We start from the raw sequence: 14,514 nt of genomic DNA, 5'->3' as shown, positions 1-14,514 counted from the left end.
CCATCACTCTTTCTTTTCGGCGGGCACAATCTGTGAATCTATTATCCGGCCATCTTCAAAACGCGGCGGCACATAGACCGTCCCCTCACGGGGTTCGCCACTCACAAGGCCCAGTACGATCAGGCTCACGGCCATCAACAAAAGGCCAGATATTGTTGCCACGGCAAGGGAGGTTTTGCCCCATTTCTTGTCTCCTCCAGAGCGGGAGTTGAAATACAGATACACACCATAAACGATAAAAGGAAGTAGGAGAGGAATGATATGAAAGAGTATAGCTCTGATCATTTTTGCATTATCCGTTCCGATAAATCCTTAATCATACCAGCAGTGGCACCCCAAATATAGTACTCGCCGAAAGGGATCGCATACCAAAATCTTTCTACGCCATTTCGAAACCCACTATGTTTCTTCCGGTTTGCCTGATCAAGCAGGAAATCGAGCGGCACTTCGAAAATTTCCGATACTTCGCCAACCTCCGGCCGGAGATCGAATTTTGGTTCCACAAGCCCGACAACTGGAGTCACAGAATATTGAGTCACTGTAATATAGGTTGTCAGGGATCCAATGACCTCCACCAAATTTGGCGCAAGGGAAATTTCCTCCTGTGACTCGCGAAGCGCAGTTGCAACCGCATTCTCGTCCCCCTCATCGGCTCGACCGCCGGGGAAACTAATCTGTCCGGCATGTTTGGAAAGATGTGTCGCGCGTCGGGTCAGAATGACGGTGGGGCCATCCCGCCGGAGAACGATGGGCACCAGAACCGCCGCCGGTACAAAAGGAAGTGCATGATTAGGGGCAGTTGCCGGATTTAAATCATGATCACCACGTATTGCCCCGGTTAATTCCAAGGCTGGTGATACTGCCTTCGGTACAGGCTCCAGAGACTGGCGCAAGACCTCCGTTAGATCCTGTTTCTTATTCGTCAAAAATGTCATTCATCAATCCGAGTTCAAAAAACTGGCCGCTGCTCCAGAAACCAAAGCGGTCCTTACCATCGATACGTTCCTCTTCGGCAAGATTTACAAGATCATAGAAAACCGGCCGATTGATCAGCGCATCCAGATTTGTGCGAATCCGCACGTAGGGCGATGGCTCTTTCGTATCCGGATCAATTTCGAGCCGAAACGGATGCTCCTTATCCAAGATCACGAAATCGTCAACATTGGTACGGAAGCTAACAACTCGGTCTCTACCTTCGCCCTCGATGAACATTTCCACAGCAACAAAGGGCGCGTCATCGACCGTAATACCAATCTTCTCGACTGGCGTTACAAGATAGTATTTGCCATCATCATCAAGCCGTATAACACCGGAAAACAGCTTTACAAGTGGTTTTCGGCCAATAGGCGACCCAAGATAGAACCAGGTCCCATCCCGGGCTATTCGCATATCAAGGTCTCCACAGAATTCGGGATTCCACAGATGGACAGGAGGATGTTTCTGTCCTTTAATCTGTTTGAGGATCGCCCCCAGACCGTCTTTTGTCTCCGCAGTTGTCATAATTTTAGCCTTAAATGCTCGTTATTTGATACTATATTTAGGTTAGGCGTCGCTGGCTATCAATTCGCCGGTTTAGATTACTCATTTTTCTCAGATGATGACAGGCCCACATGAAAACAACTGATAGCACCGAACGGGAAATTCTTGAGAAAGTCGACAGGCTTTCTGGAAAATTCTCTGACCTAAAATCCGGTATCGGAGAGTTTATTTTTGGTCAGGACCAAGTGGTCGAACTTACCTTAATCACTCTACTGGCACGCGGCCACGCCCTGCTAATAGGGGTTCCGGGGTTGGCTAAAACCCGGCTTGTCGAAACATTGGGCAGTGTGCTTGGACTGGATGACAAGCGTGTCCAGTTCACCCCGGATTTGATGCCAGCCGACATTCTGGGTTCGGAAATTCTTGAAACGGCAGACGATGGCAGTCGCCATTTCAAGTTCCTTAAAGGCCCCATATTTGGCCAGATCCTGATGGCAGATGAGATCAACAGGGCCAGCCCACGCACCCAATCCGCCCTGCTTCAGGCGATGCAGGAGGAAATGGTAACGGTTGCTGGCCAAGCCCATCCTTTGCCGACACCCTTCCATGTACTCGCCACGCAGAACCCGATAGAGCAGGAGGGCACCTATCCCCTGCCGGAAGCGCAGCTAGACCGTTTTCTGATGCAGATTAACGTTGGCTACCCGGACCGGGAGACAGAACGACGTATTCTGCTGGAAACTACGGTTAATGAAGAAGCTGTTCCGGCGCAGATTCTCTCACCGGCGGAATTGATCGAAGCCCAGCATCTGGTGCGAGAAATGCCGGTCAGCGATGCGGTCATCGATGCCATCCTGAAACTGGTGCGGGAGGGGCGTCCGGAAGACAGCCAAAATGAGCTCGTTAAAAAATATGTGTCTTGGGGTCCGGGTCCAAGAGCGAGCCAGGCGCTCATCCTCGCGGTTCGCGCGCGCGCCTTGCTGGAAAAAAGACTGAGCCCGTCAATCGATGACGTCGTCGTACTTGCCAAGCCAATATTACGCCATCGGATGGCGCTTTCCTACGCTGCCCGCGCAGAAAATATAACGATGGAGGATATCATCGACTCACTCATCGCCCCATTGGAGTGAAATATGTTCAAACCGAGTCGCGCAAACACCTCACCGCTCCAGGAAAGGGTTAAAGCCGAGAGGCTTGCGCAGACGTTACCGCCGCTGATACTGGCCGCAGAACATCTAGTCAACGCGTTTGATATTGGGGTTCACGGTAGACGGCGAGCCGGAACGGGAGAGGATTTCTGGCAGTTCAAACAATACGGCCCGGATGACCCAACAACAAGCATCGACTGGCGACAAAGCGCTAAGCGCGAACAGGTCTATATCCGACAGAAAGAGCATGAAACTGCTGAGACAGTCTGGCTATGGCGGGACAACTCACTGACAATGGATTACGCTTCGGATCTTACAGAACAGTCCAAGCTGGAACGCGCCACCCTGCTCAGCATGGCACTGGCACTCTCGCTTTCAAAAAGTGGCGAAAAATTTGGCCTGTTTGGACAGGCGGAGAAAGCGTCGACCGGCCCCACCTCTTTTAACCGTTTTGTCGGACGTGTTCTGGAAATGCAAAGCCCGTCACTGCCCGATCTTAAACTCGCGGATCGGCTGTCCAGCAAATCAACGGTTGTGCTGATCAGTGACTTTCTGTGTGAGCCATCAGAGATTGCCGAGACTGTACGCCACTTTGTTAATCTTGGGTGTCGTGGCTTCCTGCTACAAATCGCCGACCCGGTGGAAGCGGACTTACCGTTTCAAGGTCGCACCCGATTTCTTTCCATGGCCGAGGAAGACAGCTTGACTCTGGGCAAGGTTGAAGTTGTGAGAGATGATTATCAGGCTCTTTTTGACGCACATCGACAAGAACTGATCAGGATCGCGAAAAATGTTTCCTGGGAGTATAGCTTTCACCGAACCGATGCGCCCGCAAGCGAAGCTTTTGCCGCATTGTATTCGGCGCTGAATATTCGGAGGCCCAAACCATAATGGCGGCGCTGACTTCCCTCTCATTTCTGTTTCCCTGGGTCCTCACGGCCCTCTTGACGTTGCCGCTGATCTGGTGGCTCTTGCGAATTGTCCCGCCACAGCCAAAATCTGTTATTTTTCCCGCAATCCGGTTTCTCTACCGTCTCAAAAAGGATGAACAGTCGGCTGCGACAACACCATGGTGGCTCTTGCTACTAAGGTTAGTGATCGCAGCACTTATCATCCTCGCGATTGCCGGACCCATTTTGAATCTCCCCGAACAACGTAATAAAGGGGGCGATGTAGTTCTGATTGTAGATGATGGTTGGACTGCTGCGGAATCCTGGGATGGCCTGAAGACTACCCTCAATAAGCTGGTGCAGGAAACAACCCGACAGGACCGGCAGGTTTATATCGTTACTACTTCCCGGCGACCGGAAGGAAGCCTGCCATCGCTAAAACCTCTGGCTAGTCGGGAAGCAGTCGGCATTGCCGCCTCTTTGGAGCCCAAAGCCTGGCCGTCGCAATACAGCAATCTTCCTCACCTATTACCTCGCTTCAACACTCTCAACAATCCAGAATTTATCTGGCTATCGAGTAGTATACTGCGCAGCTCCGATTTCTCCGATCTTAGTAAGTTCTTTTCAGATCTTGCGGAAATTGGCCCCCTGAGCATTTTTCATGAAGAGAACATTGTTGCCCCACCTATCATTGGCATTCCCAAGATTGGTAGTGAAAAACTGGACATCCCCCTGATTCTTCCGACTGGCGCCTCAAATAGTGAAGGCGTATTAACGGCAAAAACGGAGGACGGGAAAATTTTAGTCTCGGTCCCATTCTCATTTTCAGACAGCAAAAGTGCGACAACTGTTTCGTTGAATATACCAAACAAAATTCGCAACGATATCCGCAGACTGGAAATCACAAACAGTAAAAATGCGGGCGGCACCTTTCTGCTAGATCAGCGTTGGCAGCGACGGCAGGTTGGCCTTGTCACCAGCACTTCCGAACAGGGCGACCAGCCTCTTCTGGACGAAACTCATTATCTAACACAGGCACTCTCGCCGTTTTTTGATATAACCCAAGGCACAATTGAAGAGTTATTAATAGAGGATCGTTCCCTTATCGCGCTCGGGGATACGGCAAACTTACCCAAGGGCGCTGAAAGAAGACTTGTCGATTGGATCACTAAGGGCGGTGTTCTGGTTCGATTTGCCGGTCCAAAACTTACCAATTCAAGCGGCGCCCTCGTGCCTGTTGAACTTCGCTCAGGCAATCGAAGCCTGCAGGGTGCCATGTCGTGGAACCAACCGGCTCCATTAGGTCCCATTCCTGCGGACAGTCCGTTTGCAGGCCTCAAGATTCCGGCGGACGTCACCATCAACAAACAGGTTCTCGCCAATCCATCTCCGGATCTGCTTGATAAGACATGGGCTCAGTTGGAAGACGGCACCCCGCTGGTCACCGCCCGCCTGCAAGGCGCTGGATGGCTAGTGCTGTTTCACACCACAGCAACCCCTGAATGGTCAAACCTTGCTATTTCGGGCCTATTTGTTGAAATGCTGCGTGAAATTGGAAACCTCGGTCAAGTGTCCAGCCAGAACATATCCGACTCACGGAACCTACCGCCATTTCAATTGATGGACGGATTTGGCGGTCTCAACAGCGAAACTGGTATAGCCGAACCGATCAATACTGCAACAATGGACAGCCTGATCCTGAGTGCAAGCCATCCACCTGGATACTATGGGGACAAAAACTTCAGCATTGCGATTAACCTTGGTCAGTTTGATACGGACTATTCACTCGCTGATATGAGCCAGTTTCCAGCAACGGTCCGATATTTTGATAGGTCTGCCGTTATCGATCTGGTGCTCCCCGTTATTCTTGCCGCTCTTCTTTTGGTATTAATCGACCAGATCATTTCGCTTCACTTACAAGGTAAACTGTATTCGTTCAGAAGGGTATCGCGAGTTCTCGGGATATTCATTGCAATCGGACTCAGCGTGGTTGTTAAACCTGCTGGGACATCTGCACAGGAAGCTGATCTTGACGGTGACGCCATGACACTTGCGGCGACGCTCGATACCCGGCTGGGCTATATCCGTACCCACGCCCCAGCGGTCGACAGGATGAGCCACAATGGGCTGGCCGGCCTCAGCCGACAACTCAGAAACCGAACGGCCGTCGAAGCCAGGGATCCTCTTCCAATTGATATCGAGCAGGATGAACTCATATTCTATCCACTGATCTATTGGCCAATTACGCCGGAATATCCCCCTCTTTCAGAAAATGCGATACTCAAGATCAATAATTATTTCAATGGTGGCGGAACAATCCTGTTCGATACCCGCAACCAGAACAGTGCGGGCAGCTTTGGAACAGACCTATATAACAGCCCGGAGAATGTTCGCCTTCGGCAGTTAACAGCACGGCTTGATATTCCAAGAATACATCAGATACCCCCAGACCATGTTATTACCCGCGCCTTTTACCTTATGCAGACCTTCCCAGGTCGGTATGACGGTGGCGATGTCTGGATTGAGGATACCACCGGCATTCAGGGAAATGACGGGGTTGCTTCAGTCGTAATTGGCAGTAATGACTGGGCCGCCGCCTGGGCAATTGATGCCGATGGCCGCTATCAGGCGGCAACCCTTCCCGGGAACGAGCGACAAAGAGAATTAGCATATCGTTTCGGCATCAATCTGGTGATGTATACACTGACGGGAAATTACAAAGCCGATCAGGTTCACATTCCGGCAATTCTGGAAAGGCTTGGGCAATGAGAGAAGAAAGCTTTGTCTCGTCGCTCGGCTTTAGTCCTTATCTCTCGCTTGATTGGCTGGCCATCCTTGCCGTGATCTGCCTAGGTATTTCCCTCTTTGCCCTTTGGCGACGGGGACGCGGGACATTGCTGCGAACTGCACTTTTGGCACTACTATTGCTCATGCTCGCGAATCCAGTCCTCCTGACAGAAAAACGCAAATTTCTTGACGATATAGCCATCATAGTCATGGATGAAACCAATAGCCAAAAGATAGGCCGCCGCGGCGAAATGACGAATGCAGCGTATCGCGAACTTAAAGTCCGTCTTGACTCAATTGAGAGTCTGAAGATTGAGACGGTGACAGTTAAAAACGAGACAACCACTCTTCTCGGGGACGAGGACGGTACACACGCTTTTGACGCGCGAAAGGAAACGCTCAAGAACATTTCCCCAGATCGGATATCGGCTACAATCTTTATCACTGATGGCCAGATTCATGACGTGCCTGAAAATGAGGATACATTAAAGGAAGCCGGTCCCGTTCATTTTTTGCTGACCGGGGAGCCCGACGAAAAGGATCGCGTGCTAAAAATTGTGAAAGCACCAACCTTCGGCATTGTCGACCAGCCATTGCAATTCATCATCAAGGTTGAAGATTTTGGACTTAGCGAACCCATTCAGGCGGCGCGGGTAACGATCAAGCAGGATGGCGAGGAAGTCGCGGCGGATCTCGCCCAAATCGGATCGGATCTTACGCTTGAATTAACGTTAAATCATGGGGGCGCAAATTTTTTCGAAATTACGGTCGATCCACTTGATGGTGAACTAACCGAAAAAAACAACAGCTCCTATATCACTGTAAACGGCATACGGGACAGGCTACAGGTTTTACTCGTATCAGGCGAGCCTCATATGGGAGAACGAGGTTGGCGAAACATCCTTAAATCTGATCCGTCTGTTGATCTTGTACATTTTACAATCCTGCGACCGCCAGAAAAACAGGATGGGACACCGATCACGGAACTTTCCCTTATTCCATTTCCGATCCGCGATCTATTCGAGAAAAAGCTCAATGATTTTGATTTGATTATTTTTGATCGATATCGTCGGCGTGGTGTCCTGCCGTCCAGTTATCTTAACAATATTTCCCGTTATGTGAAAGATGGTGGGGCTCTTCTGGAAGCCGCAGGTCCTGCTTTTGCAACACCGCTCAGCCTGTATCAGACTCCATTATCAGAAGTGCTTCCCGGACGGCCAACCGGCTATATCTTTACCGAAGGGTACGTCCCGACGCTTAGCGATACCGGAAAACGGCATCCGGTAACAGGGCAGTTAAGGACAAACGCAAACAGGAGCGAGAAATGGGGTCGCTGGTTCCGAATGATTGAAGCGGAGGCTCTCAGTGGCGAAATCCTGATGACTGGTCCATCAAACCAGCCCCTTCTAATCCTTGAACGAAGCGGGGACGGCCGTGTAGCACAGCTTCTCTCGGACCACGCCTGGCTCTGGGGGAGAGGGTTTGAGGGAGGCGGACCTCAGTCGGAACTTCTTCGCCGCATTTCCCACTGGCTGATGAAGGAACCCGAACTGGAAGAAGAACAGTTGAAGGGTATTGTCTCGGGAAACAATCTTAAAATCCAGCGCCGTTCCCTTGATTTGGCCCCGGCATCGGTTTCCGTAACCGACCCTGACGGGAATGTTACGGAACTTTCCTTATCTGTAGGTGAGGATGGGACGCAAACAGGAACTATTCCTCTGCAAACCAGCGGCCTTCATACGTTGGAGGATGGTCAGCAAAAGTCGCTGGTTGCCGTGGGAGCGCTTAACCCGAAGGAACTGCACGATATCCGTGCCAGTGCGGAAAAAATTGCAAATGCTGCAAAGGCAACAGATGGCGGCATACGCTGGCTGGAAACGGATGGTCTTCCAGATTTCAGACGTACGAAGCCAGATAATCGTCAATCTGCGGATTACTGGTTTGGCTTGCGTGCCAACGAGAATTATGAAGTGACGGGATATGACCGCCAAGCCATGTTACCCCCACTCGTTACACTTTTGCTCGCTCTTGCCTTTCTATGCATCGGCTGGTGGCGCGAAGGCCGCTAGCTCCGCGATCACTTCTTCTGTTTCCACCTCTGTGGCAACCCGGCCCGATGGCGCAAGTTCAAACGGTTTGCCAGTAATCAGGCCAGATACATTATCAAGTGCCCCGGGCTTACATTCTTTCACAAGGAGCCGCCGCTCATCAACCGGCCCCGGCATTTTGAAGCCATGATCTGCCGCATTCTCAAAACCGAATTGACTGTAATATTCTGGATCACCAACAAGAACAATGAGATGATGACCGAGTTCTTTGGCAACTTTTAATGTCTCCCGCATGAGACCAACACCAATCCCTTTACCCTGCAAGTCCGGTTCCACGGCAATCGGCCCGAGGAGCAAGGCCGGCGTGACATTACCGATCACAATCGGCCAGTAACGAATTGTAGCGAGGAGCTTGTCCCCCTCTACCGTGACAAAACTCAGTTCTGGCAAAGGTGTTGTGTTTTCACGAACTTTATATGCAGTTTTCTTGAACCTGTCCGGACCGAAACAACGATCAAGCAGTGGTTCGATCTGCTCTGCATGTTCTGGCTGCTCGTGAATAATCTGGGGCATGACGGAATTCCAATAGTTTACGGGTTAGACAATATGCCTCTCAAAAGGAGCCCCGAACCGTCATGAAATCTTTTCTGACCAAAGCAAAGGCTATTTAAGCGGCAGCACAAATAAGGGCAGCAGCCTGTCGTCGTCGCAATTTGGTCATCTGTTTGTTCATAAAGCGCAAATATCACAGGCGTGGTTTTAAGGAAAGAGATAAATCATGCCTTGCCTGCTTCAATATCAAAGACTAGTTTCTAAATCTTTAAGATAGCGGGCGCGCAACCCTCGCATTTTGCTGGAGAAATTTCGAATGTTTTACAAACCATCCGAACCCCATGGTCTGAAACATGGTCCCTTCAAGGCCATTGTTGCCCCGCGCCCGATAGGCTGGATCAGCACCCTTGCCGCCGACGGCTCCGTCAATCTGGCGCCATTTAGCTTTTTCAACGCAATGTCCGAAAACCCTCCGATCGTTGCGATGGGGATCAATGGCAGTCACACCGAAGGAGGTGCCAAGGACTCACTTGATAATATTGAGGCAACGAAGGAATTTGTATGCAACATGGTCTCCTACAGCCTGCATGAGAAGATGAATTTGAGTTCGGCCATGCTGCCCCGATCTATCGACGAGTTTGACTATGCCGGACTGACCAAAGAACCTTCCACCCTCGTCAAGCCTCCTCGCGTCAAGGAAAGTCTTGCCCATTTGGAATGCGTGCTTCACAAGACCATTAACCTGCCCTCCCACAACCCGAAAGTGGTCAATACAATGGTCTTGGGGGAAGTTGTCGGCATCCATATCAGCGATGAAATTATCGTCGACGGCATGATTGATATGAAGAAATATCAGCCCCTCGCACGCCTCGGATACATGGATTACTGCCATGTCGAAGACGTCTTTTCCATGAACCGCCCTGTCGTCTGAGGGGTTAGCCCTTAGCTAAACCCCCTGCCAGGTCCCACGGATTTCCTGCGCCAGCTTTTCGGTTATGGCGCGGGAAAAGTCATCATACCCTTTCGCCGTTTCAGTAAAGGCACCAATCCCGCCAATCACTTTGTCCCGGTAATAGCTATCTAACTCCGGCTCATCATTAAGGATCGGCAGGCCATTAATGATAACGCCCGCAGCAACAATCTTGTCCCGTGCCACTTCGGGCGGGCGCCCGATGGAAACAACGCCATCTCCAGATATATCAATGACCTTGCGCATAGACGTGTTACGGTCTTGTCGGAAAAGGGAAAAAGCATGATCCAGCGCCCCCGCAATCGCCGTTCCGCCATAGGGAAATGTACGCGACACATTATCCAGTTGGTCAGCGAAATCGCGTGCATCCTCCGGACCCGCAATCGTGTGCCAGTCGAGAATGACCTGTTGTTCACCCAGACCTGCCCAATGGGTGGCGGCAACACTTATTAGCCCTCGCGGACCCGCGGCAATCGCTTCAATAACGAGGTCACTTCGAAACGCCTCTGCAAATCCGCGCATCTGCAGATTATATTCATCATAGTTCACGCTGGACGATACATCGATGGCAAGTACGAGTTGCATATCCACTTCTTCGGCGATAGCTTCAACTCTTGGTGCTAGCACGAAGATAAAAGCCGCGATCAAGGTTAGCCATTTCATTGCAATTTTGTTCATATATCCCAGTTTAAATAGGAGAGTACGAGTCTATCGTAATTCACGGCAAAAGTATGACCAACTTTCCAAAGGGTCATGACCCGGCCCATCTTTTATGTCATTATTGAAAAAGATTACAAATTTAGAAGAGAGTAGATCATGAAAAAAATTGTCATCGCAATCGTTGTGATTCTGGTGGTCATCGTCGGCTTGGTGGTAGCTCTTCCCTTCATTGTGCCAACGGACCGGATCAAACAGGAATTAATTCTGGCAACCAATGATGCCACGGGCCGGGACCTGGCAATCAACGGTGACTTCAACCTCTCCGTTTTTCCAACATTGGGCGTAACCGCAGAGTCAGTCACTTTTTCTAACGCTCCCGGCGCACAGAATGCTGACATGGCGACCATCGATAGCCTCACTGTCAAGCTTAGTCTAATGCCACTGATTACCGGGAATGTTCAGGTTGATGAATTTATCCTGACCAAACCAGTCATCAATCTTGCAGTCGATAAAAGCGGCAAGGCAAATTGGGAATTTGATACTGCCAAGAAGGAAGAAGAACCCAAGGCAACAGAGTCCGCGAGTTCCGAGGGCGGCGCAGCTGACCTTGGCATATCTGATCTAAATCTTGGGGATGTGCGTATCGTCGACGGTGTGGTCAATTATATCGACCAGAGCGGCGGCACCGATATAAATCTCAGCGATATCAATATTGAGCTCGTACTTCTTGGTCTTGAGCAGCCATTTGAAGCGAAAGGCAGTGCCGTCTGGAATAGCGAAAAGGTCGAACTTGATGTCAACGTTGGTGCTCTTCGCAGCATTCTGGAAAACATTGAGACAACCGCCGCTGTCGATGTTAAATCCAAGAATATTAACCTCAATTTTGACGGGCAGGTGAAAAGTATCCAGCCCCTGAACCTTGGCGGAACCACAACACTAGATCTCCCGTCGGTGCGAGATCTTGCGGCTTGGGCGGGTGCTCCTCTGGAGGGCGTCTCAGAAACCGGCTTCGGACCCTTTAAGATCAGTGGCAAGCTTGGCGCAAACGATACAAAGTACAGCTTTTCAGAGGCCAACATCAGCTTTGATGAAATTGTTGGCGCCGGCGATTTCAGTATCGATCTCGGCGGCAAGGTTCCGGATATTGTCGGCAAATTGGCGCTTGAGACGCTGGATCTGAACCCATATCTCCCTGCAGATGAAGGTGGAGAAGGCAGCGCAGAAGCCCCGACCGCCCCGGCACAAAAAGCATCGGGAGAAAAATGGGATACGACCCCGATTGACTTGTCCGCATTGAAGACGGTTAACGCCAAATTCGATCTTTCTGTTCAGCAAATCCTGTTCAAGAAAATCGAAATCGGCGCCAGCGCCCTCGCAACCACGCTTAAGAATGGGATCCTTGATCTCGCGCTTAATGAAATGAATCTCTACGAGGGTACTGGACGGGCTACAATTCGATTGGATGCACAGAATCCAACATTGAAGATCACAAACGCCGTGACCGTTGAAAATATTCAGTTGAATCCGCTACTGACTGACGCAGCGGATTTCGAGAAGCTGGAAGGCAAAGGGATGTTCCAAACCGATCTTTCAACGAGTGGAAAATCACAAGCTGACATGGTGAACGCCCTCAATGGAAATGGTCAGATCCTGTTTGAAGATGGTTCCATATCTGGGGTCAATCTTGCCGCTATGGCCCGCAATATAACGACCGCCTTCACAGATAGCGGCGAAGAACAGAAAACGGACTTCGCAGAAATTTCAGGAACCTATCAGATTACCAATGGGATCCTCACGAATGATGACCTCAAAATGCTGAACCCATTTATCCGGCTTACCGGTTCAGGAACTGTTGAACTTCCTCAGCAAACCGTCAATTACCGGATTGAGCCGAAACTGGTCGCGACGACCGAAGGACAGGGGGGCGGTGAAGCGACTGGTGTTGCTGTTCCTATCCTTGTCACCGGCTCATGGGATAACCTGAATTATGCACCCGATCTCGCTGGCGTACTCAAAAACGCTACAAACCCTGAAGGTGTAAAGAAACTTCTTGAAGGGGCAAAAGGATCTGGCGACGGAGTTAAGGATACCCTGAAGGGGGTAAAGGAAAAGGATCCTGCTGCCGTGAAGAACCTGCTTGATGCCGCCGGCGGGTTGCTCGGCGGCAAAAAGAATTAAAGGCAAAGCCTGAGCTTTGACAAATGGCCCGCGGGAAAGTTAGCTTTCCCGCGGTTTGCGTTCCTCTATAGCGCCGCCGGATTTCTTCCAGGCGCCAAATCCACCTTCCATATGACACACGTTCGGCAGGCCCATCTCCTGAACAGCCTTCGTTGCAAGCGCAGACCGCCAGGCTGATGCGCAATAGAAAACGAAACGGTTGCCGTTGGCGAACAAATCACGGTGATACGGGCTATCAGGGTCAACCCAGAATTCCAACATGCCGCGCGGCGCATGAACCGCGCCGGGCACCTGACCGTCCCGCTCCAATTCCCGAATATCGCGGATGTCGACAAAGGTTACATTTTCCTGACCATGAAGTGCGAGCGCATCTTCAATCGATACCGTTTCGATTTCGCTATTCGCTTCTTCAACAAGCTGTTTGACACCTTTTTTCATTATTATTGCTCCTTCTCGCTTCAAATGACGAAAACAACCTTGTCTTCCGCCCTATATATGGTGTTACTATTTACCATTACAGGACGCCACTAGCGTACGTCGAGATAAAAAAGAGAGAATGAGAATGGACCTTTCATTTACCAAGCAAGATAACGCTTTTCGGGACGAGGTACGCCAATTTCTGGCGGAGGAATTCGACGAAGATCTCAAGCAGAAAATGGCGGAAAACCGGAACAACTACCTTCCGAAGGATGATCATGTCCGCTGGCAGGACGCGTTAGCGAAGAAAGGTTGGCTCACTCCGGACTGGCCCGTGGAACATGGTGGGCCCGGCTGGACAACGACACAAAAATATATCTTCCAGACGGAGATGGCGAACGCCAATGCGCCGGGCGTCATTCCTTTCGGCATTAGCATGTGCGCACCGGTCATCATGAAGTTCGGCAGCGAAGAACAAAAACAGCGCTTCCTCCCGGATATTCGCGACAACAAAGTATGGTGGTGTCAGGGCTACTCTGAGCCAGGATCAGGTTCCGACCTTGCCAGCCTGCAAATGAAAGCGGAAGACAAGGGCGATCATTTCCTTTGCAATGGCTCAAAAATCTGGACGACCCTCGCGCAGTATGCCGACTGGATCTTCTGCCTTGTCAGAACATCAAATGAAGGCAAGCGTCAGGAAGGCATTTCATTCCTACTGATCGATATGAAATCCGAAGGCATAACCGTTGATCCCATTCAAACCCTCGACTTACCGATCAAGGGTGCGCAGGAGGTCAACCAGGTTTTCTTCAACGATGTGAAGGTTCCAAAGGAAAACCTCATCGGCGAAGTCAACAAGGGATGGACCTACGCCAAGTACCTCCTTGAGTTTGAGCGGGGCAATGCCTATGCCGGCCGCCTCAAGCGCGGTGTCGAAAAAATACGTACTATCGCCGCAGCGGAAGTCGATGGACGGGAACCCGTCATAAAGAATGCTGCCTTCAATGCCAAGCTCGCACGATTGGAGGTTGCTGTTCAGGCCCTTGAAATGACCGAGCTGCGCATCCTTAGCAAGCTGAGCTCCGGCCAGAATATGGGCCCTGAATCCTCCCTGATGAAATGCCGGGGCACAGACCTGTATCAGGAAGTTGTCCAGATGGCGCTTGAAGCAGTGGGCACATATTCGATGCCTTTTACACCGCTGTATCCGGGCCAGAATGAGGAACCGATCGGTGCGGATTACGCCAGCGGCGTTGCACCTCGATATTTCAATGCCCGCAAGGTTTCTATCTATGGCGGATCAAACGAAATTCAGCGCAACATCATGGCCAAGCTGATCCTCGGCCTCTAGGTAGTGAGCGACTTCATCGTGACGTGCTCGCCTT

At 50.8% G+C, this 14,514-nt stretch carries 13 protein-coding genes; 7 read left to right on the top strand and 6 right to left on the bottom strand.

Annotation, left to right across the window (positions count from 1 at the left end; genetic code table 11):
• Positions 1–3 precede the first annotated feature (3 nt).
• Genes GQE98_RS05645 through GQE98_RS05635 form a run of 3 tightly spaced genes read right to left on the bottom strand, consistent with a single transcriptional unit; the run spans position 4 to position 1,500 of the window.
• Positions 4–285, bottom strand: coding sequence for a DUF6111 family protein (locus GQE98_RS05645; protein ID WP_161314642.1), 282 nt, complete (start codon positions 283–285; stop codon positions 4–6).
• Positions 282–935 carry a CoA pyrophosphatase gene (locus tag GQE98_RS05640; protein WP_161314641.1) on the bottom strand — a complete coding sequence of 218 codons (654 nt, stop codon included), beginning with the start codon at positions 933–935 and terminating at the stop codon, positions 282–284. Before GQE98_RS05640 ends, GQE98_RS05645 begins: the two co-directional genes overlap by 4 nt.
• Positions 916–1,500, bottom strand: a complete 585-nt coding sequence (locus GQE98_RS05635; protein ID WP_161314640.1) for a DUF1285 domain-containing protein — start codon at positions 1,498–1,500, stop codon at positions 916–918. The genes GQE98_RS05640 and GQE98_RS05635 overlap by 20 nt, the downstream gene beginning before the upstream one ends.
• Before the next feature lie 110 nt (positions 1,501–1,610).
• Between GQE98_RS05635 and GQE98_RS05630 the strand changes: the two genes are divergently transcribed.
• From GQE98_RS05630 to GQE98_RS05615, 4 genes are read left to right on the top strand one after another with little or no spacing between them, the layout of a single operon-like run.
• Positions 1,611–2,609, top strand: coding sequence for an AAA family ATPase (locus tag GQE98_RS05630; protein WP_161314639.1), 999 nt, complete (start codon positions 1,611–1,613; stop codon positions 2,607–2,609).
• Positions 2,610–2,612: 3 nt separating this feature from the next.
• Positions 2,613–3,518: a DUF58 domain-containing protein gene (locus GQE98_RS05625; protein ID WP_161314638.1), complete on the top strand. Its 906-nt coding sequence runs from the start codon at positions 2,613–2,615 to the stop codon at positions 3,516–3,518.
• Complete coding sequence (locus tag GQE98_RS05620; protein ID WP_161314637.1) at positions 3,518–6,286, top strand: DUF4159 domain-containing protein; 2,769 nt, start codon at positions 3,518–3,520, stop codon at positions 6,284–6,286. Before GQE98_RS05625 ends, GQE98_RS05620 begins: the two co-directional genes overlap by 1 nt.
• A complete protein-coding gene (locus GQE98_RS05615; RefSeq protein ID WP_161314636.1) occupies positions 6,283–8,373 on the top strand; it encodes a hypothetical protein in 2,091 nt (696 codons plus the stop codon). Before GQE98_RS05620 ends, GQE98_RS05615 begins: the two co-directional genes overlap by 4 nt.
• Here GQE98_RS05615 and GQE98_RS05610 read toward each other — a convergent pair.
• Complete coding sequence (locus tag GQE98_RS05610) at positions 8,341–8,925, bottom strand: GNAT family N-acetyltransferase (protein WP_161314635.1); 585 nt, start codon at positions 8,923–8,925, stop codon at positions 8,341–8,343. The genes GQE98_RS05615 and GQE98_RS05610 overlap by 33 nt on opposite strands.
• Before the next feature lie 295 nt (positions 8,926–9,220).
• On the opposite strand from GQE98_RS05610, the gene GQE98_RS05605 reads away from it, so the two are divergent.
• Positions 9,221–9,835 (top strand): flavin reductase family protein, encoded by a 615-nt coding sequence (locus GQE98_RS05605; RefSeq protein WP_161314634.1) that lies wholly within the window; start codon positions 9,221–9,223, stop codon positions 9,833–9,835.
• Between the two features lie 15 nt (positions 9,836–9,850).
• Here GQE98_RS05605 and GQE98_RS05600 read toward each other — a convergent pair whose 3' ends face one another.
• The gene (locus GQE98_RS05600; protein WP_161314633.1) at positions 9,851–10,552 is read right to left on the bottom strand and encodes a DUF1194 domain-containing protein; all 702 of its coding nucleotides are present in this window, start codon (positions 10,550–10,552) and stop codon (positions 9,851–9,853) included.
• A gap of 138 nt (positions 10,553–10,690) precedes the next feature.
• Between GQE98_RS05600 and GQE98_RS05595 the strand changes: the two genes are divergently transcribed.
• Positions 10,691–12,712, top strand: a complete 2,022-nt coding sequence (locus GQE98_RS05595; RefSeq protein ID WP_161314632.1) for an AsmA family protein — start codon at positions 10,691–10,693, stop codon at positions 12,710–12,712.
• A gap of 39 nt (positions 12,713–12,751) precedes the next feature.
• On the opposite strand, the gene GQE98_RS05590 is transcribed toward GQE98_RS05595, so the two are convergent.
• The gene (locus GQE98_RS05590; RefSeq protein ID WP_161314631.1) at positions 12,752–13,150 is read right to left on the bottom strand and encodes a rhodanese-like domain-containing protein; all 399 of its coding nucleotides are present in this window, start codon (positions 13,148–13,150) and stop codon (positions 12,752–12,754) included.
• A gap of 124 nt (positions 13,151–13,274) precedes the next feature.
• Between GQE98_RS05590 and GQE98_RS05585 the strand changes: the two genes are divergently transcribed.
• Positions 13,275–14,480 (top strand): acyl-CoA dehydrogenase family protein, encoded by a 1,206-nt coding sequence (locus tag GQE98_RS05585; RefSeq protein WP_161314630.1) that lies wholly within the window; start codon positions 13,275–13,277, stop codon positions 14,478–14,480.
• The last annotated feature ends 34 nt before the right edge of the window (positions 14,481–14,514 follow it).

Source organism: Sneathiella litorea (assembly GCF_009882915.1).
Lineage (GTDB): Bacteria > Pseudomonadota > Alphaproteobacteria > Sneathiellales > Sneathiellaceae > Sneathiella > Sneathiella litorea.
This window is presented reverse-complemented; position numbering and strand designations above follow the sequence as displayed.

Coding starts and splice junctions, on each gene's coding strand:
- GQE98_RS05645 (WP_161314642.1), bottom strand. CDS start 285: ATGATCAGAGCTATACTCTTTCATATCATTCCTCTCCTACTTCCTTTT.
- GQE98_RS05640 (WP_161314641.1), bottom strand. CDS start 935: ATGACATTTTTGACGAATAAGAAACAGGATCTAACGGAGGTCTTGCGC.
- GQE98_RS05635 (WP_161314640.1), bottom strand. CDS start 1,500: ATGACAACTGCGGAGACAAAAGACGGTCTGGGGGCGATCCTCAAACAG.
- GQE98_RS05630 (WP_161314639.1), top strand. CDS start 1,611: ATGAAAACAACTGATAGCACCGAACGGGAAATTCTTGAGAAAGTCGAC.
- GQE98_RS05625 (WP_161314638.1), top strand. CDS start 2,613: ATGTTCAAACCGAGTCGCGCAAACACCTCACCGCTCCAGGAAAGGGTT.
- GQE98_RS05620 (WP_161314637.1), top strand. CDS start 3,518: ATGGCGGCGCTGACTTCCCTCTCATTTCTGTTTCCCTGGGTCCTCACG.
- GQE98_RS05615 (WP_161314636.1), top strand. CDS start 6,283: ATGAGAGAAGAAAGCTTTGTCTCGTCGCTCGGCTTTAGTCCTTATCTC.
- GQE98_RS05610 (WP_161314635.1), bottom strand. CDS start 8,925: ATGCCCCAGATTATTCACGAGCAGCCAGAACATGCAGAGCAGATCGAA.
- GQE98_RS05605 (WP_161314634.1), top strand. CDS start 9,221: ATGTTTTACAAACCATCCGAACCCCATGGTCTGAAACATGGTCCCTTC.
- GQE98_RS05600 (WP_161314633.1), bottom strand. CDS start 10,552: ATGAACAAAATTGCAATGAAATGGCTAACCTTGATCGCGGCTTTTATC.
- GQE98_RS05595 (WP_161314632.1), top strand. CDS start 10,691: ATGAAAAAAATTGTCATCGCAATCGTTGTGATTCTGGTGGTCATCGTC.
- GQE98_RS05590 (WP_161314631.1), bottom strand. CDS start 13,150: ATGAAAAAAGGTGTCAAACAGCTTGTTGAAGAAGCGAATAGCGAAATC.
- GQE98_RS05585 (WP_161314630.1), top strand. CDS start 13,275: ATGGACCTTTCATTTACCAAGCAAGATAACGCTTTTCGGGACGAGGTA.